The sequence below is a fragment of the Streptomyces sp. NPDC048106 genome (assembly GCF_040706415.1).
GTDB lineage: Bacteria > Actinomycetota > Actinomycetes > Streptomycetales > Streptomycetaceae > Streptomyces.
This window is the reverse complement of record NZ_JBEZND010000005.1, coordinates 273,504-299,742: the sequence shown is the minus strand read 5'-3', so window position 1 is coordinate 299,742 and position 26,239 is coordinate 273,504. Positions and strand designations below refer to the sequence as shown.

The window sequence follows — 26,239 nt, the reverse complement described above, 5'->3', positions numbered from 1 at the left end:
GCGTTGCGCCTTGTCACGAAAACAGTCGTCCTGCCTCGTCGGCCGGTCCCTGGCTCCATGCCCGTGTACGTCCTCGCTCGTTCTCAGTCGCTCTTCTGCGCATCACGCCGCCGCTTCAGCGACAGGCGATGCCGGTTCTTCTCCGCGGGCTCGTCGCGGTGATCGGCCTGGCGCTTCGAGCCCTGTCCGCCACCTACGGCCCCGCGGCCGAGACCTCTGGCACCGGCTTCGCCGTCAGCGCCCTTCGAGAGGGCGCCGGCACCGCCCCGAGGCGCTCCGACCACTCCCTCGGGGTTGCTCGCCGAGCGCAACACCGCCCTCTCCGCGCCGGGTTCGGCCTTCGCCGCAGGCGCTCCGATGACACCTCGCTGCCCCACGGCGCCCTTCTGCGACGCGGCAGAGGAGATCGGTTCCTCGGCGCCGACGACGGTTCCGCGCGGCACCCTGGGGCCGGAGGCCGCTCCGGGCGTACGTTCCGGGACCGGCTTTCCGCCCAGGACACCGTTGCGCATCGCGCTGGTGGGTCCCTTTGCTCCTCCGCGTCCGCTCGATGTACCGGTCGGCCTCGGTGTTCCGCCGGTGACCGCGCGTCCCATGGGTGACCGTTCGACCGGCTCGGCCGCGCCTCTCGCCGTCGACCGACCGGTCTGACCCGTCCGCCCCATGGCGCGAGCGGCCTGCCCCATCGGTCCCTGCGCCCCCCTGCCACCGCCGACGGCACGTCCCGTCTGGCCCTCGGGGCCTTCCGGCACCCGACCCGTACCGGAACGACCGTTCGCCGTGCCCGTGCGACCGAGGCGTTCCTGCGCCGAGATGGGCGACCGGTTGTTGGGGCCGTACCCGAAGGAGCGCCCGACGGTCGGCGTGATCGGCGGCCCCATCGGGCCCGGGAACGACAGCGGCGGATGCCCTCCGCCGCCTCCGGTGGTCGGAAGGGTGGGCGCGGGAGCGGCGGGCGGTGCCGCAGGGGTCTGCTGCGGAGGCAACGTGCCCACCGTGTTGATTTCCGTACCGACGTCGTGGCCGGGATGCGCGGTGGGCTGGTGGACCTCGTGGAGGGACTGCGCGTGCCCCATGACCGTCGGTGCGTCCGGGGGCGTCACCGTCTCGTGATGGGCCGTCGCCCCTTCTCGGACCTCGGCAGGAGTGGAGGATTTTTTCGAAGTGCCCTGCCCGACCCAGCCTTTCGTATCCCCCGTCGGCCTGGCCACCCCGAAACTCGGAATCTGCGAGATCTTCGGCTCTTCCAGCGCCTGCATCCCGCCCGCCGCCACCGAGTAGTACGACCCCAGCCGGTTCATCTGGTTGATGGCCTCTTGGCGGTGCTTCTCGACCTGCTGGGCAAGCGTGTAGTCCGGGTTGCTTGCCGTCTGGTCGGCCTTGGGCATCAGCCAGGGCCGCTTCTGCTCGTGGGCCGGGCGGGTGTCCCGGGGCGGCATGGAGTTGCGCACCGAGGCCAGGCCGGTGGCGGCGGCGGTGATCTCCGTACCGACCGCGTGCGTGTACTTCTCGAACCCCTGGGTCCATTGGAGGACGGACTTGGCGCAACTGTGGAAGGAGTTGGCGCCCTCGCCGTCCCAGTCGACGCCGGCGACGTAGTTGGTCAGGTCCGTGGCGGCCTCGCTGATGGCGTCGCGGGCGTCCCACAGGGCCTTGCCGGCCATCTCCAGATGCTCGGGGTTGGCGTGCTGGACCAGGTCGAGCATGTCGTTCAGATCGTGCTCGTCGAACTCGGTCCTGCCGCCGAACGGCATGTTCCTGAGGAAGTTCCGCACCGCGCCGAGCGCGTCGGACGCCGTGGCCTGCTCGTCGACCTGCTGGAAGTCGGACTTGTAGTGAGGGTCGTGCTGCCAGTTGTCGCCCACTTAGAAACCATCCCCCACGGACTTGCCCCCGGAGTGCTTCGGTCCGGCCTTCCCAGGCTGTTCGGGCGCCTTGGGAGTCGGGTGCGTCTCCGCGTACTCCTTGTCGAGCTGGGACTTGATCGCCCAGAACCGACGCCGCACTTCTTCCTCGGTGCCGTCGTAGGTCCCGTCGGCCGCCTGCGCCGCCAGCGTCATCGCCTCGACGTACAGTCCGAGGGTCTTGGACATGCTCACGATGCGGTCATGGACGTTCTGGTACTGCTCGTGCAGGCCGGACGCCTCCGGGAAGGCGACGTTCGTACCGCTGAACGAGGAGCGCTCCAGTACGTGATGCGAAAGACTGGACGCGCTGCCAGAAGACCCGTCGAACGTCTTCAGCGCCTTGTCGAAGCCGCTCTTGAGTTTCGAGAGCGCATCGGCACCGCGCCTCAGATCCGCGCCGCCACCGTCACCCACCGTGGCCCCTTCCCCGTTTCCCCGTTGCTACAGCCGTCGACGGTCGGGGGTCCGCCCCCCGGATCCATCGCCGTCCACTGTAGTCACTGCGCAAATCGCGGCCAACTGAACTCTGCGACAGTTCAGTTGCAATGGTGTCCCGAAGTGACCGGCTCCGGATGACGCATGACCGATATGACCGCCATCAGGGACGAAGCGGCCCGACATCTTCGCAGAAGCTTCACGTCTGCCGGGCGGTCCGGGAGGGTCGGCGCGCAGGACTCAAGGCTCCCCTCGCCGGCCCCGCCACCTCGACGAACGTGTCTCCCGCGGGACTTCGCCGCCGATAATCCAGGCATAGCAGACATGGTAAAGATTTTTCCTGTACTGGGTTGGTAATTTACTGGCCTTCGGGATGTCGGCACGGGGAGGCCCCTCCATGGCGTGGGACGAGTGGGAACAGCTCAAGGCGCGGGCGGCGGCGGGGGATTCGGCGCCGATGCGACTCGACCATGTCGACGCCGGCGGCGGGACGTACGGGCCGTACGTCGTGCCCGCCAGGACCGGTGACCTCAAGGTGGGGCACGACGACCTCGTCAAGATCGGCACGGCCGCCCATCACCTCTACGACCAGCTCTGGGACAAGGCCCGCGTGGCGGTCCCCAACAGCGACTCCGCGGCCGGTGACCTCTCCGGGCAGGGCTTCGCGGTCGGCGCGGGGCTCCAGCACGTGGCGGACCGGTGGGAGGAGCAGTTGAAGTCCCTGATGGACGCCTGCGCGCAGATCTCGAACCGCATGCAGACCACGAAGGCCGTGCACGCGGACGACGAGAACTACATCCTGCGGCAGATGAGCGGCATCGACGTCCTGGACGCCGGGTTCGACGAGCGGGTGGGGGCTCCGGGCAAGCCCGACTCCGTCCACGGGGAGCCCAAGGACGAGAAGGAGTAGGGGCGGCGGGACGAGACGCCGATCAGCCGGACCATCTGACTCACCGCCTCGCCGGGGATGACGACCGACGGACTTCAACACTCTCTTTTCCACGCCAACTTCAAGTCGTTCGACGACGCCGTCACCGACTGGTCGACGCTCGTCAAGCACCTCGAAGAACTCAAGAAGGACGCCGAGGACGGCCTGCACCAGCCTGCGAACAAGGCCGACTGGGCCGGCGTGAACGCCCAGGTCTCCAAGGAGTTCATCGGTAAGACGGCGGGCGAGTTCGGTGACGCGCACACGCAGGCCACCACAATCCACAACACCCTCGGCGACACCCGCGACGAGCTGAAGAGCCACGGGAGGTGGTCGAGCAGTTCGCTCCGGCTTCCTCCCTCACCCCCGTTCGACGCCGGGGACAAGGCGGTCGCGACGGACAAGGTCGCCGCCATCTGCGTTCCTTGCCTCGCGCGACCTGCCGGGCACCTGAGTGTGGTCGTGGAACTGAAGCGGCCCGGCAGTGCCCCGGCGGCGGAGCGGCGAGAAGGCGCGCCGCGACGCGCCCTCGGGTGTCAGCACTCCCCGTGCGAGCTGGTCACCTTGAGCACGTACGCGTAGACCTTGACGGAGCCTCCGCCGGCGGCGGGGACGTCGTGGTCACCGGACTTGTCGCGCACGGCGTTCACCCGCATGCAGAACGTCGAGCCCGCTCCGTCGGCCGTGACGACGTATTCCCTTTTGTTCGAGCCGTCGCCGCCGGGCTCGCCGCCGGTGACGTCCAGTGCGAAACGGGGAGCACTGCCGCCGGCGTGTTCGGCGACGGTGTCCTCGATCGTCATTTCGAATCCGTTGTAGAGGTCCGAGGTGTCCTCGTACGGGGTGTCGGTGCGCTTGCCGTTCAGATCGTCCGTGGCGGACCGGACCGCCGCGGCCAGTTCCTCCTTGCTCCACTGGTTCTGGTCCGAGATCCGCAGGTCATGGAACCCGTAGTAGAGACCGAAGGCCGCCATGCCGAGCAGCACGACGCGGACGACGACGAAGTACCCGTCCCCGAGGTCCGGGGCCGAGGGGTTGACCGAGGAGCGCCAGGAGCGGACGCGATCCGCCTTGACGCAGGCCATGAGGATCATGACGGCGGACAGGGCGAACATCACGAACGCCATCGACCTCATGCCCGGCCCTCCGGCCTCCGGCGCCTGCGGCGGGCGTCCCGCAGGGCCACCGCTCCGCCGCCGAGTCCGGCCACCGCGACCGCGGCGCCGATCACCACGTACGTGGCCACCCGGGCCGTGCGCTCCTGGGGGGTCTCACCGAGGATGATCCTGCCCGAGGTGGGGGCCTCCACATGGGTGAGTCCCGCGTCGGGGTGCGGTGACTCGATCGGGTGATCGTCCTCGGTCAGCGCGCGGACCGGGTCGACCACGCCCCAGCCGACGCGGATGTCGTGGCCGGTGATGGTGCGTTCCGCCGACTGTTCGATCTGGGCCACCACCTCGCGGGACGTCCAGTCGGGGTGCTTGGCCTTGATCAGCGCGGCCACGCCCGCCACGTAGGGCGCGGAGAAGCTCGTACCGTTGTCGGAGCAGTGGCCGCCCTTGGGGACGGTCGAGACCATGTCGACGCCGGGGGCGGCCACGCCCACCCAGTCGCCGGACTGGGAGAAGGCGGCACGCTCGTTGTTGCGGTCGGAGGCGGCGACGGCCAGCACTCCGGCGTAGGAGGCGGGGTAGGTCGGCTTGACGTTGGCGTCCAGGCCGTCGTTGCCCGCCGAGGCCACCACGACGATCTTGTTGGCGAGCGCCTCGTCGATCGCGTTGTGCAGGTCCTCCGCGGGCGGTACGGCGTTCGCCGTGTCCTGGGAGATGTTGATGACCTGCGCCTTGGCCGTGATCGCGTACCGGATCGCACGGGCGAGAGTCGTGGCCGTGCCGTGTCCTTCGGCGTCGTTCTGCTTGATCGGGATGATCGTCGCCTCGGGGGCGAGCCCCACGAAGCCGGTGCCCTTCGCGGGACGGGCGGCGATGATGCCCGCCACCCGCGTGCCATGGCCCACCGTGTCGGTCGTGGCCTTGGACTTGTATCCCTCGACCGCCTGCCCCTTGTCGTCCTTGGGAGGCAGCATGTTGACGCCGAGGTGGGCGTCCACCGCGCCGGTGAGCTGGGGGTTGGTCGTGTCGACCCCGGTGTCGATGACGGCCACCTTCACGCCCTTGCCCTTCGACTGGCTCCACAGCTCGTCGAGGTTGACGCGTTGCAGTGCCCAGGGCGTGCCGGCGTACTTGTGGTTGGTCTTGGAGAAGGTGCACTCGTCGGAGCTGGTGTCCGCGGCGGCGGCCGGCGCGGTCAGCAGGACGGCCGACAGCGTGCCGGCGACCGTCGCCAGGGTGGCGAGTATGCGCGGTGTCGACGGCATGGGCGCTCCCCTCAGGAACCCTGCGGCTGGTGGGCCGCCGCGGTCGACAGGCGGGGGCCCGTCGGCAGGAACTCGGACCAGGCGGCGGGGATCGGGGCCGGTTTGACGTTGGCGTAGCCGAGCAGGGTCTGCGCCAGCTTGGACTCCTGCTGGAGCTGCTTGCGCTCCTCGGGAGTGACGCCGACACCCTTGTCCTCGGTGCCGCTGTCGTCGTTGGACTGCAGGACGTAGCGCAGTCCGGTGTCGGTGACCAGGAAGACCGGTCCGGCGGTGGTCTCGCTGCCCTGGAACTGCCGGTAGAGCTGGCCGGAGCCCGCGGTGACGTACGCGCTGGAGGCGCCGGTGGGCAGCAGGGCGGGGAAGTCGGTGCCCGCCCAGGTGCTCAGGGTCGTGGTGCCGTGGCGGGAGTCGACGTGCTCCAGGACGTTGCAGACGGTGTTGCGGCTGCCCGCCCTGGTGGATCCCTCGTTGACGGCGGTGGGCTTCGCGGTGGGCCACGTGTACTCGGCGGCGAACGGCTTGCCCGGCTGCCCGATGGCGCCCGCGCTGACCTCCTGCGGGTGCCCGGCCTGGCCGAGCCTGACCAGGTCCTTGCTGGCCAGGAGCAACTGGGCGACGAAGTCGGAGACGGGCGCGATCCGGCCGGGCAGCACCACGTAGTAGTGCTCCGTGCCGTTGACCGGGGCCCGCAGGACCATGCCGACGCGGTTGGCCCGGGTGTCCAGCTCGCCGGGGGCGCCCGCCGGGGCACCCGCGGTCCCGGTGACCGGCGGGAAGCTGATCGGATCGCCCTTGTGCAGGGTGTCCATCCACTGACGGGTCACCTGCTGGGGCTGCCGGCCCGGGCCCACGAGGGTCTGCAGAAGGAGGCTGTCGGCCGGATCCACCGAGTACGCCCGGCCCCGCGCGTCGACGACGTACTGCTTCTTGTCCGGCGTGGTCACGTAGAGGAGTTCGCCGCCGCTCAGTTTCTGCTTGGCGTGCTCGGTCTTGCTCAGGTCCCGCTTGGCCAGCACGAACGCGGCCTTCTGGATGGAGCTGCCGCTGCCGCTGGGGCGTTCGCACACCGCCCAGCGCTTGGCGGCGCCCGCCTCCTCGGCGGAGGGCAGCCGGTCGGGGGCGTAGGGGATGCCGATGGTGATGCCGTGCGGGATCTTGCCGTTGTCGAGGATCGACTCGTCGACGGTGACCACGTCGACGTTGCCCTGGTTGTTGAGGACCAGCCGGGCGGAGGCCATGTTCAGGACCGGGTGCAACTGGGGCTTGCCGTTGGTCTTCAGGACCACGTAACGGGTGGTGGACTTGCTGGCGATGATCACCTTCTGGCCCGGCGCGTCCCAGCCCTGCGGGGCCGTCGGCTTGAACATGCCCCAGGCGCCGAAGGCGGCGAGGACGATGGCGCCGACGATGGTGCCGGGCAGGATGGCGCGCAACGGCCGGGGCGCCCCCTCGTCGGAGGCATCCGGTGACGACTGGACGAAGGACGCGAGCATGCGGCGCTTCGCGAAGGTGTAGGCGTTGAGTTGGTCCCGCCGAGATGCCATCTGTGCCCGTTTCTCCCCGTGTCTCACCCGGAGTTCACCCGGGGGAACACCGCTCCCCCGCCCTCCGCCGTCGGACCCGGCCCCTACTATGCCTGGTACGGAGCGGGTCGCGTGGAGCGGGTAGGGTACCTGGGCCCTCAAGGGCCTTGTTCTGTGGCCTGGTTCCAGCGAGTTGTGAGCAAATCGGGGGGATGGCGTGATGGCTTCCGGGACGCGGGCGCGAACGCGCGGACGCTCTGCGGCACGAGAGCGCGCGGCCGGGTCCGCACCCGCGCCGGGCGAGACCGCCGCGCGGCGTGACGCGGCGCGGCAGCCGGTCGCACCCGGCCTCAGGGCCCGCCCTGGCCAGGCCGGTTCGTTCCGTCTGCAACGGCTCGTGCTGGTGGAGCTGGCGGCCGCCGTCCTGGTCGTCGGCTGGGCGGTCGGCATGATGGTGCTGGTACCGGCCGCGGTCGTCGCGGTGGTCCTGGTACTGCTGGGATTCGTCCGGCGCCGGGGCCGCTCCCTGCCCGAATGGCTGTCCACGGCACGGGAGTTGCGGGCACGGCGGAAGCAGGCCGCGCACACGCCGATACCGCCGGGCACCGAGCCAGGTCTGGTGCCGGCGGTGGAGTGCGAACCCGCGCTGCGCACGTACTCCTACGACCCTCGCGACCGCCGTCCCGTCGGCATCGTCGGCGACGGCACCTTCGTCACCGCCGTGCTCCAGGTGGAGGCCGACGCGACCGCGTTGCGGGCGGAGCGGAGCCGACAGCCGCTGCCGCTCGGTCTGGTGCGGGACGCGCTGGAGGTGGACGGGATACGGCTGGAGTCGGCGCAGGTGGTGCTGCACACGCAGCCGGCGCCCGCGTTGCACCTGCCGCAGCAGTCGGTGGCCGTCGCCAACTACCTGCCGTTGCAGGAGCAGACGGGCGCCCCGGCCGTGCGGATCACCTGGATCGCGCTGAAGCTGGATCCGGAGGCCTGCGCGGAGGCGGTGGCCGCGCGCGGGGGCGGGCTGCTCGGGGCGCAGAAGTGCGTCGTGCGGAGCGCGGACCATCTGGCCAGCCGGCTGACCGGGGCGGGTTTCCGGGCGCGGGTGCTCGACGAGGAGGAGCTGATCGCGGCGCTCGCCACCTCGGCCTGCGCCAATCCGCTGGTCACCGCCGAGGCGGGGCGCAACGCGACGCGGGAGCGGCGCACGGAGGAGTCCGGGCGCAGCTGGCGGTGCGACAACCGGCGGCACACCACCTACTGGGTGCGGCGCTGGCCCCAACTCGGGGGCGGGCGCGGCGAGTCGCTGCCGCAGCTGATCGCCCGGGTCACGGCGGTACCGGCGCTCGCCACCACCTTCAGCCTCACCCTGGCGCGCGGGGACCGGCAGGAGGTGTCGCTGTGCGGTCACCTGCGGGTGACCGGGCGCGGCGACGACGAACTCGTGGCGGCGCGGCGCGCGTTGGAGGCGGCGGCCCGTAAGGCCGGGGCCGGTCTGGCCCGCCTCGACCGTGAGCAACTGCCCGGCATGCTGGCCACACTGCCCCTCGGAGGCGCGCGGTGACGACGATTCCCACGGCTTCCCCCGGCCCGCGCCGGGCGACGGCGGCCGGCTCCGGGCCGCGCGGCCTCGGCCAGCGGCTGCGGCACGGCCTCGGCCTGCTCGGCCCCCGGCACGGCCGCCACGCGCTGCCCGCCCAACTGCTGGACACGCTCGCGCTGCCCATCGGCGACGACGGCGTGGTGGCCGGCGTGGACGCCGAGGGCCAGCCGGCCGTGCTCGGCATCAACCGGCCCACGCCGTACGACGTCGTGCTGATCGGCGGTCTGTGGACCGCGCAGGTACTGGCGCTGCGCTCGGCGGCGACCGGCGCGCGCGTGGCCGTGGAGACCGGCCGGCCGCAGGCCTGGATGCAGATGGTGCACGCCATGGGCGGCGGCCAGAACGGGCTGTCCGTGTACGAGGTCGGGCGCGTCCCGCCGCAGGGCGCCTCGGCCGGTACGCCGGTGCTGGTGGTGCGTGACTGCGGTATGCGGCCTCCGCGCGGCCGGGTGGTGTCCGGGCCCTGGCAGTCGGTGCTGACCCTGCTGCCGTATCTCAGCCCGGTCGCGCCCCGGCTGCTGCGCCAGGCCCGACTCGCCGGCATCCAGCGGGTCTCGCCGGACGAGGCCGCCGAACTGGGCCGCACCATGGGGCTCACGCGCACCGAGGTGGAGTCGCTGCCCGCGCTGCCGGACGGCGTCACCCTGTGGTGTACCGACCGGGATCGGCAATATGTGCTGACCCAACCGACCGACGCGGAGACCGGGTTGCTGGGCACACCACGACGCATGGACTGAATTGCCCTTGCCCGTAGCGTTTGTTCGTTTTCCCTCCCATTCCCGTTCGTCCCCTCTCTTCCGGTTGCTCCTGGTTTCGTGCGACAACTCGGGTGGCGGACCGGGGGCTTCGCCGTGCCCTCTGACCTGGTGTGCGCGAGCCGACAGGCGGGCGGGCCTGCCGAGGGGCGGCTCGTGGTGATTAGGCTGGGAGCGGGCGTGATGGCAGGACCCGTGGATCGCACTGCCCCTGACGACTACGGACGACTCGAACGACACGACATGGTCGCCCCACCACGGCATGAGGGTGCTCGACCACACCAGGAGGAACTGTGAGCAGCGATCGGGACGGGATGCGCGGGGGCTGGGCCACACCCGGCGATGACCAGCCCGACGCGGAGGCCGTCGAGACCACCGGCGAGTTCACCATCGACTACGCTCCCCCCGCCTGGTACACGCAGAACGCGTCCGGCGGCGCGGGTTCCGGCGGTTCGATCGGTGGCGCGGGGGGCGTGACCGGCACGCAGGGCGGGACCGACGGATCGGGAGCCTCGGGCGCGTCCGGGCTTCCGCCGTTCTCCCCCTCGGGGGGTGTGGGGGCGCCTGGCCCGGAGGCGGGGGCGATGCCGCCGCCGATCGGTACGCCGCCGGTGGGTGCTCAGCCCGTGGGTACGCCGCCGGTGGGTGCCCCGCCGGTTGGTGCTCAGCCGGTCGGTACGCCGCCGATCGGCGCTCGGCCCGTGGGTGCTCAGCCGATGGGTGCTCAGCCGGTCGGTGCTCAGCCGGTCGGTACGCCTCCGATCGGCGCCCAGCCGGTCGGCGCCCCGCCGGTCGGCGCCCCGCCGGTCGGTACGCCGCCGCAGGGGACGCCGTTCGCTCCGCCGCCGCCCGTGCCGCCGCAGGCGCAGCCCGCGCAGTCGTTCGGTGACTCCGTTCCGATGCCCAGGCTTCCCGACGGGTTCGAGTTGCAGCAGCCGCAGGTCCAGCCCGCGCAGCCCACCCAGCCCGAGGCCGCGCCCGCCGAGCCCGCGCCCGCGCTCGTCGAGCCGGAGACCGGCAACGGGGATCTGGAGAGCGGGGCGACCATGCGGTTCTCCGCCGTCGCCCTGAAGCGTGAGATGGCCGAGATCGCCGAGCGCGCCGCCGCCATGCAGAAGGCGGCCGCCGAGTCCGAGGCCCAGGACCGACCCAAGACCGAGACCGAGGCCGAGTCCCAGGCGGAGTCCGAGTCCGAGGTGGAGGCGGAGGACTCCGGGGACGGCGCCGCCGCTGCCGAATCCGGTGCGGGTGAGGGGCCGGGCGAAGGAGACGGCGCCACCGCCGAGCGGGACGAGGAAGACTCCTCGCCCGAGACCTCCGAGACCTCCGAGGTCCCCGAGAACCCCGACTCGAACAGCGTGGCCGCGGACACCGCGCCGGAGGGCGCCGTCCAGGACGCGCCCCCGCAGGACGCCGTCACGCAGCCCGCTCCCCCGGCGCCGCAGGACTTCCCGGCCGCGTGGACGCCCCCGCCCGCGCCGCAGCAGGGCGTGCCCCCGCTGCCGCCGTCGTACCAGCCCGCCGCCCCGGCCCCGGCGAACCAGTGGCCCGCGCAGCAGCCCATGCCGCAGCAGCCGGGACCCCAGCAGCCCCTGCCGCAGCAGGCCGGACCGCAGCAGCCCGCGCCGCAGCAGCCGCCGTTCCAGCCGCAGGCGCCGCAGCCCGCCCCCGCGGTCTGGAACCAGCCGAACCAGTCCGGCCAGCCCCCTCAGCCGCACCAGGGCGGCGGCCCGGTCGCCGGCGGTTACGGCTTCCCGCAGCCCCCGGCGCCCCAGCCCCAGCCCCAGGTGCAGCCCCAGCCCCCCACCCCCTCCACCGGCTACGGTTTCCCGCAGCCCGGCCCGGCCAACAACGCCAACAACCCCGCCCAGCAAGGCGCTTACGGCTTCCCCCAGCCCAACAACCCTCCGCAGCAGGGCGGCTACGGCTTCCCTCAGCAGGACCAGCAAGCCCAGCAGGCTCCGCAGGCCCCGCAGCCCCACACCCCCCAGCCCCCCGTCGACCCCCGCGCCGGGGCCGCCTGGCCGCAGCCGATCCAGCACGACCAGCGGCAGCCCACCAACCCCGGTGCCGCGCCGCTGGGTTACACGGCGGCCGTGGAACTCTCCTCGGACCGGCTGCTGAACAACCGCCGGCAGAAGGCGAAGAGCGGGCGGCCCGCGGCGGCCGGGTCCCGGTTCAAGCTGGGCGGCAAGAAGGAGGAGGCCGAGCGGCAGCGGAAGCTGGAGCTGATCCGCACGCCGGTGCTGTCCTGCTACCGGATCGCGGTCATCAGCCTCAAGGGCGGTGTCGGCAAGACCACCACGACCACCGCGCTCGGCTCCACCCTCGCCACCGAGCGGCAGGACAAGATCCTCGCCATCGACGCCAACCCGGACGCCGGCACCCTCGGCCGACGGGTGCGCCGGGAGACCGGGGCCACCATCCGCGACCTCGTCCAGGCGATCCCCTACCTGAACTCGTACATGGACATCCGCCGGTTCACCTCGCAGGCGCCCTCCGGTCTGGAGATCATCGCCAACGACGTGGACCCGGCCGTCTCGACCACGTTCAACGACGAGGACTACCGGCGCGCGATCGACGTGCTCGGCCGCCAGTACCCGATCATCCTCACCGACTCCGGCACCGGCCTGCTGTACAGCGCCATGCGCGGGGTGCTCGACCTCGCCGACCAGCTGATCATCATCTCCACGCCGTCCGTGGACGGCGCGTCCAGCGCCAGTACGACGCTGGACTGGCTGGCCGCGCACGGGTACTCCGACCTGGTCTCCCGCTCGCTGACCGTGATCTCCGGCGTCCGCGAGACCGGAAAGATGATCAAGGTCGAGGACATCGTGTCGCACTTCGAGACCCGCACCCGCGGGGTCGTGGTCGTGCCCTTCGACGAGCATCTGGCCGCCGGTGCCGAGGTGGACCTCGACATGATGCGGCCGCGCACCCGCGAGGCGTACTTCAACCTGGCCGCGATGATCGCCGAGGACTTCGTGCGGCACCAGCAGGCGCACGGGCTGTGGACCAGCGACGGCAACCCGCCGCCGGTGGCCGCCCCGCCGATGCCGGGCCACCAGATGCCGGGCCAGCCGTACCCGCAGGTTCCGGGCCAGCAGTACCCCGGCCAGCCCGGTCCCGGCCAGCCGTACCCCGGACAGCAGGGGCAGCCCTATCCGCCCCAGGCCCCGGGGCCCTACCCGCCCCAGCAGGGACAGCCCGGACAGCAGCCGTACCCCCCTCAGCAGGGCCAGCCGTACCCCGGCCAGCCCTACCCCCAGGGGCAGCCCCCGCAGCCCCCGCAGCAGCCGTAGCGCCGCTCGCGGCATGACGAAAGGGCGGCCGGTGCTCCACGCACCGGCCGCCCTTCACCGTCGTGACGGAACAAGAACGGAAGCAAGAAACGGGCAGCGAGCAGGGGCTACCGCTCCGCGGCCACGAGCTCCCGGCACCGCTTCACGTCCACCGCCATCTGTTCGAGCAGCGCCTCCAGCGAGTCGAACTTCGCCTGGCCGCGCACGTAGGCGAGGAAGTCGACGGCGACGTGCAGCCCGTACAGGTCGAGGCCGACGCGGTCGATGGCGTACGCCTCCACCGTGCGCTCGGTGCCGTCGAACTGCGGGTTGGTGCCCACCGAGATCGCGGCCGGCATGGCCTCGCCCTGGGCGTGCAGATAACCGGCGTACACGCCGTCGGCGGGGATGGCGGTGTGCGGCAGCGTCTCGACGTTCGCGGTGGGGAAGCCCATCTCGCGACCGCGCTGGGCGCCGCGGACGACGACGCCCTCCACCCGGTGCGGGCGGCCCAGGATCTCGCGGGCGCCCTCGACGTCGCCCTCGGCGACCAGGCGCCGGGTCAGGGTCGAGGAGAACGGCAGGCCGCCGCCCGCCGCGCCGGACACGTACAGGTCGATGACCTCGACCTCGAAGTCGTAGACCTTGCCCTGCTCGGCGAGGAACTCGACGTTGCCCGCCGCCTTGTGGCCGAAGCGGAAGTTCGGGCCCTCCACGACCGCCTTGGCGTGCAGCTTGTCCACCAGGACCTTGACCACGAAATCGGCGGGCGACAGCTTGGAGAACTCGCTGGTGAAGGGGAGGATCAGCACCGCGTCGACGCCCAGTTCGGCCATCAGCTCGCAGCGGCGGTGGTGCGGGGCGAGCAGCGGCGGGTGGCTGCCGGGGCGCACGACCTCGCTGGGGTGCGGGTCGAAGGTGACCACGACGGCCGGGACGCCCAGCTCGCGGGCGCGGTCGACGGCGTGCTTGACGATCAGCTGGTGGCCTCGGTGGACACCGTCGTAGGAACCGATGGTGACGACGCTGCGCCCCCAGTCCTCGGGGATGTCCTCCAAGCCACGCCAGCGCTGCACTGTGACCGCTCCTCGAACCCGTGTCCGTGTCTACCTTGACGATTGTGCAGGTCTAAGGGTGCCATGCCGGGTGCCCGGGGCCCGCATCGGTAGGGGTGCTGTGACCGGGCGCACGTTCGCCGTGGCAGCTCAGGGGCGGTGTCAGGCGGGTACTCGCGCGCCCGCGAGGTTCTCCAGGGTGCGGCGGGTACTGGGGCCCACCACGGCGGCCCACTCGTCGGGAGTGTCGGCGAGCCAGCGGGTCATCCGGGTGGCGAAGCCGGGGACGTGCCGGCCGAGGTCGACCAGGGCGCGGTCGAAGCGGGTGGCGCCCTCGGGGGTGCGGCCGAGGAGCAGTCCGGTGCGGTGGACGAGACCGCGGACACCGTCCGCCGGCACGTCCGCCGGCGCGTCCGCCGGTCCCGTCTCGGAGGCCGCCGCGTGCAGGACGGCGACCAGGACGGACGGTTCCCGCTCGCGGCCGAGCAGGAAGTCCAGGAGTTCGCGGCGCAGCGGGCGGGAGGCGGGCGCACCGGAGGCGGCGAGGATGGTGGCGAGGGCGGCCCGCAGCGGTTCGGGGCCGTCCCTGAGCAGGCCGGTGACCAGGGGAAACAGCACCGGGCGGGCGCTGGGGCCGTGGTCCAGGCGGCGGCCTGTGGCGGTGGCGACGCGTCCGGCGGTCTCCGGGTGCGGTCGCACCGCTTCCCGCAGCAGGGTCGCGGCGGCGCGGGCGAGGGCGGGGGTCGTGACGTCGGCGAGGAGGCGGTGCGGGCAATCGGCCGCCTCCCGGTGCGGGCCGCGCAGCCGGGCCCGGAAGGCATCCAGGACCGGTTCCGGGTGGGTGCTCAGGGCGGGGAGCAGGGCGGTCGCGGGGATGAGCGGGTCGCCGTCGGCGAAGTGGCGCAGCGCCTCGGTCAGGTGCCGTTCGCGGGTGCCCGGAGGGCCGGCCAGGAGGGCGTGGGCGCCGCCGTGCAGGGCGTGGTCGGCGGGGCGGGCGAGCACGGCGTCCGCGCCGCGGCACAGCAGCTCACGGTCGGCGGCCGTGCGCAGATGCGGGGCGGCGCGCAGCGCGAGCGTCACCGCGGCCGTGTGCCGGGCGGGCCGCTCGTCGTGTGCCCAGCGGTCGACGGCCCGGCACAGCGCCGACGGCTCCTCCTCGGCGAGCGCGGTGAGCAGCTCCCGCGCGTGCGGGTGGCTGCTCGCGGCCAGCGCCTCCGTCAACGCGTCCAGGGCGCCGCGCCGGTGGGTGTGCAGCAGGGCCTGCGCGGCGGTCGCCACGGTGGCGTGCGGGGCCGCGGGCAACGGCCGCTCGTCCTCGAACCACCGCGTCAGGTACGGCTGTACGGCATCGGGCGCGGCGGCCAGCAGCCGGGCCACGGCGTCGAGGTACCGCTCGCCCGGCGTGCCCGCCGCCGGGTCGGCGAGGACGAGCCGGCGCAGCAGGTCCAGGCGCTCGGCGGCGGGCACGGGCAGGGCGGTCCAGAAGGCGGGGCCGAACTCGCCCGGCACCGGCCGCAGTTCGCGCCGCCAGGCCACGATGCGCTCGGCGAGCAGCCGCAGCACCTCGGTGTACGGCGTCGCGTCCGGCACCTTCAGCAGCGTCCCGGCGAGCAGCCGGGCGGCCCACCAGGAGCCGGTGTCCAGGTCCAGGGCGTCCACCAACTCACGCAGCCGAAAGGCGAGTTGACGGGAGCCTTGCCCCCGGCCGAGGTGCAGCAGGGCCTGCACGACCGGCCCGACGCGGTGCCTCGGCACGGGCACCACGGCCTCCCCCGCCCTCGGGTCGCGGGCGCGGTGCACCAGGGCGTGCACGGCCTCGTCCAGGTCGAGGTGCATGCCCTGGAGCCAGTCGGCCAGTTCCTCGTGGGCGAAGCGGTAGCCGCGGCCGGCCGGGACGAGCAGGCCCTCGGCGAGCACCGCGGCGGCCCAGCCGGTGCCGCCGCCGAGCCGGTCGGGGGCCGGCCCCCAGGGGAACACCGCCTCGAAGGACGCCCGGTCCAGCTCCCCCTGCCCCGGTCCGAGGGCCCGCCGGGCGGCCTCGTGCACCTGCCCGGCGACCCGCGCGGCCAGCCGCCGTACGGCGGTGCCGCGCAGCCCGTGCTCGGCGGCGAGCCGCACCGCGACGCGCAGGCACATGAGGTCGAGGTGGGCCGCGAACACCTCGTGCCGGTCGACGGGGCCGGTGAACGGCGCCGCCCGCAGCACGGCCCACACCTCGGACAGCAGCCGCAGGGTGAGCGGATGCCGGGCGTCGGTCCCGGTGAGCAGGCCCTCGGGGATCCCGTACCGTGCCCGCGCCCTGCCGGCCTCGTCGGCGTCGAGGTCGCCGAGTCCCGTCGCCTGGGCGGCCTCCGGGGGGAACGCGGCGTGCTCCCAGTACTCCTCCCGGCAGGCCACCACCAGGCGGGCGCCGGTCTCCCGGAGCCAGGCGAGGGTGCCCTCGGTCCACTCGGGGAGGCGGTGGGCCAGGGCGGCGGGCATCTCCTCGGGGCCGTCGAGGAGGAGCACGAGGGGGCGGCCCGCGCGGGCGGCGAGGTGTTCGGGGGTGAGATCGCCGAGGCCGGAGGGGTCGAGGTGGCGGGCGGCGGCGACGATCCGGGCGGCCCGGTCCAGGGCGCGGCGCGCCGCGTCGGCCACCGAGTGGTCGCTCTCCTCAAGGTCGGCGCCGCGCAGCCACAGCGTCGGCGCGGCCGCCCGGTCGCGGCGGGCGGCGAACGCCGCGAGTTCCGTCGTACGACCGCTGCCCGGGGCGCCGACGAGGCCGAGCACGCACCGCTCGCCGGCCATGAAGTCGGCCAGCGCCCCGGCCACCGACTCCCGTTCGACCGGCTGCACCAGCGCCCTCGGCGGGCCGTCCTGGCCCACCGAGGTGGCGGTCAGCTCCAGGACCCCGGCGAGGTTGAGGTCGGCGCCGTAGGCGGGCACGGTGGCCGCGTTGCGGGCGAGCAGGTCGGCGAGGGGACCGTCGGCGGCGATCGGCAACGCCGCGAAGCCGGCTTCGCGGTGGGGGGCGCGCAGGACGGTGCCGAGGACGCCGAGGACCGCGCCCGTGCGGGCGTCCACCACCGGTCCGCCGGTCGCTCCGCCCCCGGGCCGCAGCGCGTCCCGGCCCGCCGTCCCGATGGCCAGCTCCAGCGCGTCGCCGATGAGGTGGCGGCCGTAGGAGACCTCGGTGGCGGCCAGCACCCGTGCCTCGCGCCAGCACCCGGCGGCGACCCGCACGTAGGTGCCGGTCTCGACGCCTTCCCGGACGCTCAGCGGCAGCGGCGGCACGTCCAGGCCCTCGGCGCGCACCAGCGCCAGGTTCCGGCCCGGCAGCCGGGTCACGTCCTCGGCGGCGACCACGCGGGTGCGGTCCCCGGCGCGCAGCATCAGCCGGTCGAGGCCGTCGACGGCTTCGTGGCTGGTGAGGAGGGTGCCGTGGTGGTCGGCGAGGAATCCGACGCCGCGGGGGTGACCGGCGGGGTCGAGGATCCGGACCAAGGGGTCGGTGGTGCGGGCGCCCGGCAGGGGGGCGTCATCGGGACGGCGTACGCCGGGGACGCGCGCCGCGTGCGGACGGGGGACTGTGAGCACTCTCGCGCCCCGCGCCCCGCGCATGGGGTCGCCCGCCGGTCCCGCCGCGTCCGTCATGTCACCCGTGCCGTGCGCCGTGGCCCCGCCGGCGCCGTCGGTTCGCGGGTCTCCTGCCGTCATCGTCTTGCCTTCCCGCCCTTGCCCTTACCTGTGGCGACGGTAGGCGGGTGATGATCGGCGGGGCGGGACGGTCGGAGAACGCGCCCCCTTCCGCTCCCCCCGTTCACTCCGAGCGCCTGCCCGGACGGGTGAATAGACGGGAGCGGCTGGATAACCCTAGGGGTGGGGGAAGAGGGGGGACCGTGGAGCGGCGGCAGGGGCGCGCCCCGTGCCGGCCGCCGCTCCACGGCAGGGGCCCTCGCTCAGCCGAAGACGGCCACGCTCTTGGCCTTGCCCTTGGACAGCTCCACGAGCGCCAGGAAGCGGCCCTCGGGGTCGAACACGGCGACGGGACCGGCGTCCGCGTACTCGTCGGGCATCTCCAGGCGCACCCCGTTCAGCAGCAGCCGGGCGCGCCGGGCGTCCACCTCCCAGCGCGGGAAGGCGGCCGTGGCGGCCTCGGCGATCGGCATCACGGTCAGCTCCTGCTGGAGCTGGTCCAGCGTCTTCGCCGCGTCGAGCTTGTACGGCCCCACGCGCGTGCGGCGCAGCGCGGTGAGGTGGCCGCCGACGCCCAGGTCGGCGCCGAGGTCGCGGGCGAGCGCGCGGATGTAGGTGCCGGAGGAGCAGACGACGGAGACGACCAGGTCCAGCACCGCGGTGCCGTCCTCGGCGACGGCGTCCCGGACGTCGTACACCGTGAAGGAGGAGACGGTCACCGGCCGGGCCGGGATCTCGAACTCCTCGCCCTCGCGGGCCCGCTTGTACGACCGTACGCCGTCGATCTTGATGGCGCTGACCTTGGACGGCACCTGCATGATGTCGCCGGACAGCTTGGCGATGCCGGCGTCGATGGCCTCCCGGGTCACCTTGGAGGCGTCGGTGGACGAGGTGATCTCGCCCTCGGCGTCGTCGGTGAGGGTGGTCTGGCCCAGGCGGACGGTGCCCAGGTACTCCTTCTCGGTCAGTGCGAGGTGACCGAGGAGCTTGGTGGCGCGCTCGACGCCGAGGACCAGGACACCGGTCGCCATCGGGTCGAGGGTGCCCGCGTGGCCGACCCGGCGGGTCCTGGCGATCCCGCGCATCTTGGCGACCACGTCGTGCGAAGTGAAGCCCGACGGCTTGTCGACGATGACAAGGCCGTCGGGCGTGGTGTGCTTCTGCGTCATTCCGCGGCGTCGCCGTCCGTCTCGTCGTCCGCCGGCTTGCGGTAGGGGTCCGCGCCGCCCGCGTAGTTGGCGCCCGCGGAGGTCTCCCGCACCTTGGCGTCGGACTGCCGGGCCTTGTCGAGGAGGTCCTCGATGGTCCGGGCGGTGTCCGGCAGGGCGTCCGCGACGAAGGTCAGGGTCGGGGTGAACTTCACCCCGGCCGCACGGCCCACCTCGGAGCGCAGGATGCCCTTGGCGCTCTCCAGGCCCGCCGCGGCGGCCTCGCGCTCCTCGTCGTCCCCGTACACCGTGTAGAAGACGGTCGCCTCCCGCAGGTCACCCGTGACCCGGGTGTCCGTGATGGTGACGTGCGAGCCGAGCCGCGGGTCCTTGATCCCGCGCTGCAGCTTCTGGGCCACCACCTCTCGGATGAGGTCCGCCAGCCTTTTCGCCCGCGCGTTGTCGGCCACTGGTCCAGCTCCCGTTCTTTCCTTGGTCTTTGTTCTGTGGTTTGTGTCAGTCGTCGTCGCCGTGGAAGCGGCGTCGTACGGACAGCAGCTCCACCTCGGGGCGGGCGGCGACCAGCCGTTCACACCGGTCCAGTACGTCCGTGAGGTGCGCCGCGTCTCCGGAGACCATGGCGAGGCCGATGATCGTCCGTCGGTGGAGGTTCATGTGATCCACCTCCGCCGCGCTCACGGCGTACTTCCGCTGGAGTTCGGCGACGATCGGGCGGACGACGGAGCGCTTCTCCTTCAGCGAGTGGACGTCGCCGAGGAGGAGGTCGAAGGACAGAGTCCCCACGTACATGTGTGTTGCCGGTTCACCCGCCGGTACGGGATCGATGGCCCCTGGGCCGGACGGCCGGGGACATCAAGAAACGGTACCGCGTACCCGTCGTCGGCTCGACAGGGTTTCGGTGCGGCCAAGAGGCCCCGCCGGACCGGCTCGGGACCAGGAGGCCACGAGCCGTCCGGCAACAAGAATTCACGGGGTCGGCCAAGGGGGCCCGATGGCCGACCGGGGGGGCCGAAGGCGAAGGCCCGGGAACGGCCACGCCGGCCGACAGGACACGTCCCGTCGGCCAGCGTGAACCGTCAGCCGGGTTACACCCGCGGCTTCTCGCGCATCTCGTACGTCGCGATGACGTCGTCGACCTTGATGTCGTTGAAGTTTCCGAGGTTGATACCACCCTCGAAGCCTTCGCGGATCTCGGTGACGTCGTCCTTGAAGCGACGCAGACCCTCGATGTTGAGGTTCTCCGCGACCACCTTGCCGTCTCGGATGAGGCGGGCCTTGGTGTTGCGGCGCACCTCGCCGGAGCGGATGAGGACACCGGCGATGTTGCCCAGCTTGGACGACTTGAAGACCTCGCGGATCTCCGCCGTACCCAGCTCGACCTCTTCGTACTCCGGCTTGAGCATGCCCTTGAGGGCCGCCTCGATCTCCTCGATCGCCTGGTAGATGACCGAGTAGTACCGGACGTCCACGCCCTCGCGCTCCGCCATCTGCGCGGCACGGCCGGCCGCACGGACGTTGAAGCCGATGACGATGGCGTCGGAACCCATGGCCAGGTCGATGTCGGACTCCGTGACCGCACCGACACCGCGGTGCAGGACGCGGATGTCGACCTCTTCGCCGACGTCCAGCTGGAGCAGCGAGGACTCGAGGGCCTCGACCGAACCGGAAGCGTCACCCTTGATGATCAGGTTCAGCTGCTGGATCTCGCCGGCCTTGAGCACCTTGTCCAGGTCCTCCAGGGACACGCGGCGCGTGCGCTTCGCGAAGGCCGCGTTGCGCTCGCGAGCGGCACGCTTCTCCGCGATCTGGCGGGCCGTACGGTCCTCCTCGACCACGATGAAGTTGTCGCCGGCGCCCGGGACGTTGGTCAGACCCAGGACCTGGACCGGCGTCGACGGGCCGGCCTCGGCGACGGTGTTGCCGCTGTCGTCCAGCATCGCGCGGACACGGCCGTACGCGTCGCCGACCACCATGGTGTCGCCGACCCGCAGGGTGCCTCGCTGCACCAGGACCGTGGCGACCGCACCGCGGCCGCGGTCCAGGCGGGACTCGATCGCGATGCCCTGCGCGTCCTGGTCCGGGTTGGCACGGAGGTCCAGCGCCGCGTCCGCGGTGAGGACGACCGCCTCCAGGAGGCTGTCGATGTGCAGACCCTGCTTGGCGGAGATGTCGACGAACATGGTGTCGCCGCCGTACTCCTCGGCCACCAGGCCGTACTCGGTCAGCTGACCGCGCACCTTGGTCGGGTCGGCGCCCTCGACGTCGATCTTGTTGACCGCGACCACGATCGGCACCTCGGCCGCCTTGGCGTGGTTCAGGGCCTCGACCGTCTGCGGCATGACGCCGTCGTTGGCCGCGACGACCAGGATGGCGATGTCCGTCGACCGGGCACCACGGGCACGCATGGCGGTGAACGCCTCGTGACCCGGGGTGTCGATGAAGGTGATCGCCCGGTCCTCGCCGTTGACCTCGGTCGCGACCTGGTAGGCACCGATGTGCTGGGTGATGCCGCCGGCCTCGCCCGCGATGACGTTCGTCTTGCGGATGGCGTCGAGCAGCCGGGTCTTACCGTGGTCGACGTGACCCATGACGGTCACGACCGGCGGACGGACGACCAGGTCTTCCTCGGTGCCCTCGTTCTCGCCGAACTCCAGGTCGAAGGACTCGAGCAGCTCGCGGTCCTCCTCCTCGGGGCTGACGATCTGAACCGTGTAGTTCATCTCGCCGGCGAGGAGCAGCAGCGTCTCGTCGGAGACGGACTGCGTCGCGGTGACCATCTCGCCGAGGTTCATCATGACCGCGACGAGGGACGCCGGGTTGGCGTTGATCTTCTCCGCGAAGTCGGTGAGCGACGCGCCGCGGGAGAGACGGATGGTCTCGCCGTTGCCGCGCGGCAGCATCACGCCGCCGACGCTCGGGGCCTGCATCGCCTCGTACTCCTGGCGACGCTGCCGCTTCGACTTGCGGCCACGACGCGCGGGACCGCCGGGACGACCGAAGGCGCCCTGCGTGCCACCACGGCCACCGGGACCGCCGGGACGGCCACCAAAGCCGGGACGACCGCCGCCACCGGGGCCGCCGCCGAAGCCGCCACCGCCACCGGGACGACCGGCGAAACCGCCGCCACCGCCCGGACGGGCACCGCCGCCACCGCCACCGGGGCGACCGGCGAAGCCGGGACGACCGCCGCCGCCACCGCCAGCGGGACGACCGGCACCGGCCGGACCACGGCCGCCGGGGCCGGGACGCGGGCCGGCAGCGGGACGCTGCGGCATCATGCCGGGGTTCGGACGCGGGCCGCCCGGACGCGGAGCGCCGCCCTGCGGACGGGGCATCGAGCCCGGAGTCGGACGGGCACCGCCGGCAGCCTGCGGACGCGGACCGCCGCCCTGGGCGCCGGGCGCCTGCGGACGGGGACCGGCACCGGGGGCGCCGCCGGGACGCGGACCACCCTGCGGACGGGGCGCCTGCGGGCGCGCCATGCCGGTGGAGCCGCCGGAGGTGAAGGGGTTGTTACCCGGACGCGGACCGGACGGACGGGCACCCGGACGCGGGGCCTGGCCACCGGAACGCGGCGCGCCCTGGCCCGGACGGGCCTGACCCTGACCGGGGGCCGGACGGCCACCGGGCTTGGGGGCACCGGGACGGGCGCCGGGACGCGGACCCTGCGCGGCCGGGGCCTGCGGGGTCTGGGCGGCCGGAGCTGCCGGGGCGGCCGGCGGAGCGGTGAACTCCGGGGCGGCCGGGGCCGGACGCGGCGCGGGCTTGGGACCCGGAACCGGACGCGGACCCGGGGCGGGCGCGGACGCCGCGGGAGCCGACGGGGCCGCCGGCTGCGGGGCGGCGGGCGCCGGGGGCTTGGGGGCCGCCGGCCTCGGGGCACCCGGACGAGCCGCCTGCGCCGGAGAGGGCGCGGCGGGCTTGGGGGAGGCCTTGCGCGGGGCGGGCTTGGCGGACTTGCCGCTGCCACCACCCTGGAAGGCGTCGGTCAGCTTGCGTACAACCGGCGCTTCGATGGTCGAAGACGCCGAACGGACGAATTCACCGAGTTCCTGGAGCTTGGCCATGACGACCTTGCTCTCGACACCGAACTCCTTGGCGAGTTCGTAGACCCGGACCTTAGCCACTTCGCTCCTTTGAGGTCCGGGTGAAGCCGGACCGTCGCTAGTTCATGGGCGTACTCATCGCGTACTCATCGAGTGCTCATCGCAATCTCGACCTGCTTTCGACTCGCGAGGTACCAGACCGCACGGTGTTCCGTACGGCATGTCTTACGGCGTTGCCTGCTCGGCAACTGTTGCCTGCTCGACGTGTCGGCGCAACGCCTTTGTGTCGAGCGCTCCCGGGGCGCGCAGTGCCCGCGGCAACGCCCGGCGGCGTACCGCCTGGTCGAGACAGGCCAGGGCGGGATGCACATACGCACCCCGGCCGGGCAGCGTACCGCGAGGATCGGGGACACATTCGTCCTCGATCATCACGATCCGCACGAGATCGTTCTTGGCCGCCCGCTCCCGGCACCCCACACAGGTGCGTTCAGGGCATGCTCCGGTGTGCGTCCGGCCAGACACGGCTAAGTCTACCTCCCCGCACCGACCTCACCCCTTCGGGGGAAAGATCGAACGGTTGTTGTCGTAATCCAAGCCGCTTGCGGCCCGGATTCATTCCCTCGCTGCGGCGCGCCTACTCCGCCGGCTGCTCGGTGTCGGGCCGGATGTCGATGCGCCAGCCGGTGAGCCGGGCGGCGAGGCGGGCGTTCTGCCCCTCCTTGCCGATCGCCAGCGAAAGCTGGTAGTCCGGCACGGTCACCCGGGCGGAGCGGGCGGCGAGGTCCACGACCTCCACCTTGCTCACCCGAGCGGGTGACAGGGCGTTCGCCACCATCTCGGCCGGGTCGTCCGACCAGTCGACGATGTCGATCTTCTCGCCGTTCAGCTCGCCCATCACGTTGCGCACCCGGCCGCCCATGGGGCCGATGCAGGCGCCCTTGGCGTTCAGACCCGAGCGGGTGGAGCGGACCGCGATCTTGGTGCGGTGGCCGGCCTCGCGGGCGATGGCCGCGATCTCCACCGAGCCGTCGGCGATCTCCGGCACCTCCAGGGCGAAGAGCTTCTTCACCAGGTTCGGGTGGGTGCGCGAGAGGGTCACGGAGGGTCCGCGCACGCCCTTGGCGACCCGGACGACGTACGACCGCAGGCGCTGGCCGTGCGGGTAGGTCTCGCCGGGCACCTGCTCCTGCACCGGCAGGATGGCCTCCAGCTTGCCGATGTCCACCAGCACGTTCTTCGGGTCGCGGCCCTGCTGGACCACGCCGGTGACGATGTCGCCCTCACGCCCCGCGTACTCGCCGAGCGTCGCGTCGTCCTCGGCGTCGCGCAGACGCTGGAGGATCACCTGCTTGGCGGTGGTGGCGGCGATGCGGCCGAAGCCCGAGGGGGTGTCGTCGAACTCGCGCGGCTCCTGCCCCTCCTCCAGGTCCTCCTTCGCCCACACGGTCACATGCCCGGTCTGCCGGTTGAGCTCCACGCGCGCGTGTCGGCGGCTTCCCTCGGTGCGGTGGTAGGCGATGAGGAGGGCCGACTCGATCGCCTGGACCAGCAGGTCGAAGGAGATCTCCTTCTCCCTGACCAAGCCCCGCAGGGCGCTCATGTCGATGTCCACGGCTACGCCTCCTCCTCTTCCTTGTCCTTCTTGTCCTTGCGGTTGAACTCGACCTGCACGCGCGCCTTCGCGATCTCCGGGAAGGCGAGGCGGCGGGTGGTGGCCTTGCGGCCCTTGACGCCGGGCACCTCGACGTCGAGGCCCTCCTCGTCCACGGTCAGGATCCGCGCGACCAGGTCGCCGCCCTCGGTGAGCTGGAACTTCACGAGGCGGTCGACCGCGCGCACGAAGTGCCGGTGCTCGGTGAGGGGGCGCTCCGCGCCGGGGGTTCCGACCTCCAGGTCGTACGCGCTGTCGCCCATCGCGTTGGTCTCGTCCAGCTTCGCCGAGAGCGCACGGCTCACATCGGCGATCGCGTCCAGGTCCGCTCCGGCGTCGGAGTCGACGACCACGCGCAGCACCCGCTTGCGTCCGACGGAGTCGACAGCGATCTCTTCGAGATCCAGCCCCTGAGAGGCGACGAGCGGTTCCAGCAGCTCTCGCAGCCTCTCGCTCTGGGTGGTGCTCATCCGGGTGACTCCTCGGCCGCGTGTGCTGTTGTGGGATGGGTCGCGTGTCTGGTCAAAGGGTATCCGGTCGCAAGGTGTGTTGCCGTCCACCTGTGGACAACCCGGCGCGGGGCAGGTGAGGCCGGGCGGTGCCGGTGAGTGGTATCGGACACGTGCGCGGGTACGGTGATCACGGGCGTGCCCCCGATCGCCGCTCTTCTTGTCGTACGAGTTCCCCGAGGACGTCTGCCGTGCCGTATCCGTCGCCACCGCGCATCCCCTCGGGGCCGCGCAGAAGAACCCTGCTCGCCTCGGCCGCCGGCGCCGCCCTGCTGGCGGGCTGCACGACCGGTCCGGACTCCGGCGGCGAGCGCCCCTCGGCCACCGCGCGGGCACAGGCGCGGGCCGCCGGTGACAGCAAGGCCCTGCTGGCACGCTACGACGCCGTGCTCGCCGCGTTCCCGGGCCTCGCGGAGCGGCTGCGTCCGCTGCGCTCCCAGGTCGCCGCGCACGTCACCGCGTTCACGGAGGGCACGACCCCCACGGCCACCCCCTCGGCGACCCGTTCCGCCTCCCCCGCCGCCTCGCCGGCCCCCGTGCCGGCGACCGAGAAGGACGCCCTCGCCTCGCTGGCCGCCGCCGAGCGGACGCTCGCCGACCAGCGGGCCAAGGCGCTGCTGGACCTGCCGGGCGAGCCGGCGCGGCTGCTGGCCTCGGCGGCGGCGGCCGGGGCCGCGCACGCGTACCTGCTGACGACGGGGGCCACGAAGTGAGCGACGGATCCGGCAAGACCGAACTGGCCGCCCTCCAGGCCGCGTTGGCTGCGGAGCACGCGGCGGTGTACGGGTACGGCGTCGTCGGCGGCCGCGTCGACGACCGGCGCCGCACCGACGCGAAGGCGGCGTACGACGCCCACCGGGCCCGGCGGGACGCGCTGGCCCGTGAGGTGCGGGACCTGGGCGGCCGTCCGGTGGCGGCGAGCGCGGCCTACACCCTGCCGTTCACGGTGCGCGGCCCGGCCGACGCGGTGCGGCTCGCCGCGCAGTTGGAGGAGCGGGTGGCCGGGGTCTACGCGGACCTGGTGCGCTCGTCGGCCGGCGCGCGACGCGCCTCGGCCGCGGGGGCGCTGCGGGAGGCCGCGGTGCGGGCGGTGGGCTGGAGCGGACAGAGCGTAGCCTTCCCGGGACTCGCCGAGCGGGCGGGCGAGGGAACGGGGCCGGGAGCCGGGACGGAAACGGGGACGGGGGCCGGGGCCGCGGGTGCGGCGCCGTCCGGGTCGGCGCCGACGGGCCGCTGAGCGCGTCGTACGGCTGACGCACGAGGGCCACGGGGCTCACGGGCTCACGGGATCCACGGGCTCACGGCATTCATCGGGATTGACGAGGAAGGGA

The 26,239-nt window shown here is 72.9% G+C and carries 20 protein-coding genes and 1 pseudogene; 7 read left to right on the top strand and 14 right to left on the bottom strand.

Annotation, left to right across the window (positions count from 1 at the left end; genetic code table 11):
- Window positions 1-83: 83 nt before the first annotated feature.
- On the bottom strand, window positions 84-1,865 hold the full coding sequence (locus tag AB0927_RS07580) for a hypothetical protein (RefSeq protein ID WP_366666600.1): 1,782 nt from the start codon (window positions 1,863-1,865) through the stop codon (window positions 84-86).
- A complete protein-coding gene (locus AB0927_RS07575; RefSeq protein ID WP_366666599.1) occupies window positions 1,866-2,321 on the bottom strand; it encodes a hypothetical protein in 456 nt (151 codons plus the stop codon).
- Between the two features lie 418 nt (window positions 2,322-2,739).
- Between AB0927_RS07575 and AB0927_RS07570 the strand changes: the two genes are divergently transcribed.
- Both AB0927_RS07570 and AB0927_RS07565 read left to right on the top strand, forming a co-directional pair.
- Entirely contained in the window at window positions 2,740-3,252 is a 513-nt protein-coding gene (locus AB0927_RS07570; protein ID WP_366666598.1) for a hypothetical protein, read from the top strand.
- A gap of 57 nt (window positions 3,253-3,309) precedes the next feature.
- A pseudogene (locus tag AB0927_RS07565) lies at window positions 3,310-3,594 on the top strand (hypothetical protein); the annotation flags it as partial.
- 212 nt (window positions 3,595-3,806) lie between these two features.
- Here the strand turns inward: AB0927_RS07565 and AB0927_RS07560 are convergent.
- The 3 genes from AB0927_RS07560 to eccB are packed head-to-tail and all read right to left on the bottom strand — an operon-like array spanning window position 3,807 to window position 7,191.
- Window positions 3,807-4,406: a hypothetical protein gene (locus AB0927_RS07560; RefSeq protein ID WP_366666597.1), complete on the bottom strand. Its 600-nt coding sequence runs from the start codon at window positions 4,404-4,406 to the stop codon at window positions 3,807-3,809.
- Window positions 4,403-5,647: a type VII secretion-associated serine protease mycosin gene (gene mycP / locus AB0927_RS07555; protein ID WP_366666596.1), complete on the bottom strand. Its 1,245-nt coding sequence runs from the start codon at window positions 5,645-5,647 to the stop codon at window positions 4,403-4,405. The genes AB0927_RS07560 and mycP overlap by 4 nt, the downstream gene beginning before the upstream one ends.
- An 11-nt stretch (window positions 5,648-5,658) precedes the next feature.
- Window positions 5,659-7,191 carry a type VII secretion protein EccB gene (gene eccB / locus AB0927_RS07550; protein ID WP_366666595.1) on the bottom strand — a complete coding sequence of 511 codons (1,533 nt, stop codon included), beginning with the start codon at window positions 7,189-7,191 and terminating at the stop codon, window positions 5,659-5,661.
- Window positions 7,192-7,390: 199 nt separating this feature from the next.
- Here eccB and eccE point away from each other — a divergent pair, with 199 nt between their 5' ends.
- The 3 genes from eccE (at window position 7,391) to AB0927_RS07535 (ending at window position 12,824) form a co-directional block, all read left to right on the top strand.
- Window positions 7,391-8,728: a type VII secretion protein EccE gene (eccE, locus tag AB0927_RS07545; protein ID WP_366666594.1), complete on the top strand. Its 1,338-nt coding sequence runs from the start codon at window positions 7,391-7,393 to the stop codon at window positions 8,726-8,728.
- Between the two features lie 77 nt (window positions 8,729-8,805).
- A complete protein-coding gene (locus AB0927_RS07540) occupies window positions 8,806-9,504 on the top strand; it encodes a hypothetical protein (protein WP_366666627.1) in 699 nt (232 codons plus the stop codon).
- Window positions 9,505-9,815: 311 nt separating this feature from the next.
- On the top strand, window positions 9,816-12,824 hold the full coding sequence (locus AB0927_RS07535; protein WP_366666593.1) for an SCO5717 family growth-regulating ATPase: 3,009 nt from the start codon (window positions 9,816-9,818) through the stop codon (window positions 12,822-12,824).
- A gap of 107 nt (window positions 12,825-12,931) precedes the next feature.
- Here the strand turns inward: AB0927_RS07535 and AB0927_RS07530 are convergent, their stop codons facing one another.
- The 9 genes from AB0927_RS07530 to rimP all read right to left on the bottom strand — a co-directional run bounded on the left by AB0927_RS07530 (window position 12,932) and on the right by rimP (window position 24,869).
- Complete coding sequence (locus tag AB0927_RS07530; RefSeq protein WP_366666592.1) at window positions 12,932-13,879, bottom strand: bifunctional riboflavin kinase/FAD synthetase; 948 nt, start codon at window positions 13,877-13,879, stop codon at window positions 12,932-12,934.
- A gap of 141 nt (window positions 13,880-14,020) precedes the next feature.
- Window positions 14,021-17,554: a serine protease gene (locus AB0927_RS07525; RefSeq protein ID WP_366666591.1), complete on the bottom strand. Its 3,534-nt coding sequence runs from the start codon at window positions 17,552-17,554 to the stop codon at window positions 14,021-14,023.
- A gap of 242 nt (window positions 17,555-17,796) precedes the next feature.
- Window positions 17,797-18,702 carry a tRNA pseudouridine(55) synthase TruB gene (truB, locus tag AB0927_RS07520; RefSeq protein WP_366666590.1) on the bottom strand — a complete coding sequence of 302 codons (906 nt, stop codon included), beginning with the start codon at window positions 18,700-18,702 and terminating at the stop codon, window positions 17,797-17,799.
- Window positions 18,699-19,151 carry a 30S ribosome-binding factor RbfA gene (gene rbfA / locus AB0927_RS07515; protein ID WP_366666589.1) on the bottom strand — a complete coding sequence of 151 codons (453 nt, stop codon included), beginning with the start codon at window positions 19,149-19,151 and terminating at the stop codon, window positions 18,699-18,701. Before rbfA ends, truB begins: the two co-directional genes overlap by 4 nt.
- A 46-nt stretch (window positions 19,152-19,197) precedes the next feature.
- Complete coding sequence (locus AB0927_RS07510) at window positions 19,198-19,491, bottom strand: DUF503 domain-containing protein (RefSeq protein WP_366666587.1); 294 nt, start codon at window positions 19,489-19,491, stop codon at window positions 19,198-19,200.
- 296 nt (window positions 19,492-19,787) lie between these two features.
- Window positions 19,788-22,829, bottom strand: coding sequence for a translation initiation factor IF-2 (infB, locus tag AB0927_RS07505; RefSeq protein WP_366666586.1), 3,042 nt, complete (start codon window positions 22,827-22,829; stop codon window positions 19,788-19,790).
- Window positions 22,830-22,973: 144 nt separating this feature from the next.
- Window positions 22,974-23,270, bottom strand: coding sequence for a YlxR family protein (locus tag AB0927_RS07500; RefSeq protein ID WP_366666585.1), 297 nt, complete (start codon window positions 23,268-23,270; stop codon window positions 22,974-22,976).
- Between the two features lie 112 nt (window positions 23,271-23,382).
- On the bottom strand, window positions 23,383-24,360 hold the full coding sequence (nusA, locus tag AB0927_RS07495) for a transcription termination factor NusA (protein WP_366666584.1): 978 nt from the start codon (window positions 24,358-24,360) through the stop codon (window positions 23,383-23,385).
- Between the two features lie 2 nt (window positions 24,361-24,362).
- The gene (gene rimP, locus AB0927_RS07490) at window positions 24,363-24,869 is read right to left on the bottom strand and encodes a ribosome maturation factor RimP (protein WP_366666583.1); all 507 of its coding nucleotides are present in this window, start codon (window positions 24,867-24,869) and stop codon (window positions 24,363-24,365) included.
- Window positions 24,870-25,099: 230 nt separating this feature from the next.
- Here rimP and AB0927_RS07485 point away from each other — a divergent pair, with 230 nt between their 5' ends.
- Both AB0927_RS07485 and AB0927_RS07480 read left to right on the top strand, forming a co-directional pair.
- Window positions 25,100-25,621, top strand: a complete 522-nt coding sequence (locus tag AB0927_RS07485; protein WP_366666582.1) for a hypothetical protein — start codon at window positions 25,100-25,102, stop codon at window positions 25,619-25,621.
- On the top strand, window positions 25,618-26,145 hold the full coding sequence (locus AB0927_RS07480; protein ID WP_366666581.1) for a ferritin-like domain-containing protein: 528 nt from the start codon (window positions 25,618-25,620) through the stop codon (window positions 26,143-26,145). Before AB0927_RS07485 ends, AB0927_RS07480 begins: the two co-directional genes overlap by 4 nt.
- Window positions 26,146-26,239: the final 94 nt, after the last annotated feature.

Bases quoted from the DNA above. Each gene is read 5' to 3' on its own strand.
- AB0927_RS07570 (WP_366666598.1), top strand. From the start codon at position 2,740: ATGGCGTGGGACGAGTGGGAACAGCTCAAGGCGCGGGCGGCGGCGGGG.
- AB0927_RS07560 (WP_366666597.1), bottom strand. From the start codon at position 4,406: ATGAGGTCGATGGCGTTCGTGATGTTCGCCCTGTCCGCCGTCATGATC.
- mycP (WP_366666596.1), bottom strand. From the start codon at position 5,647: ATGCCGTCGACACCGCGCATACTCGCCACCCTGGCGACGGTCGCCGGC.
- eccB (WP_366666595.1), bottom strand. From the start codon at position 7,191: ATGGCATCTCGGCGGGACCAACTCAACGCCTACACCTTCGCGAAGCGC.
- eccE (WP_366666594.1), top strand. From the start codon at position 7,391: ATGGCTTCCGGGACGCGGGCGCGAACGCGCGGACGCTCTGCGGCACGA.
- AB0927_RS07525 (WP_366666591.1), bottom strand. From the start codon at position 17,554: ATGACGGCAGGAGACCCGCGAACCGACGGCGCCGGCGGGGCCACGGCG.
- truB (WP_366666590.1), bottom strand. From the start codon at position 18,702: ATGACGCAGAAGCACACCACGCCCGACGGCCTTGTCATCGTCGACAAG.
- AB0927_RS07510 (WP_366666587.1), bottom strand. From the start codon at position 19,491: ATGTACGTGGGGACTCTGTCCTTCGACCTCCTCCTCGGCGACGTCCAC.
- rimP (WP_366666583.1), bottom strand. From the start codon at position 24,869: ATGAGCACCACCCAGAGCGAGAGGCTGCGAGAGCTGCTGGAACCGCTC.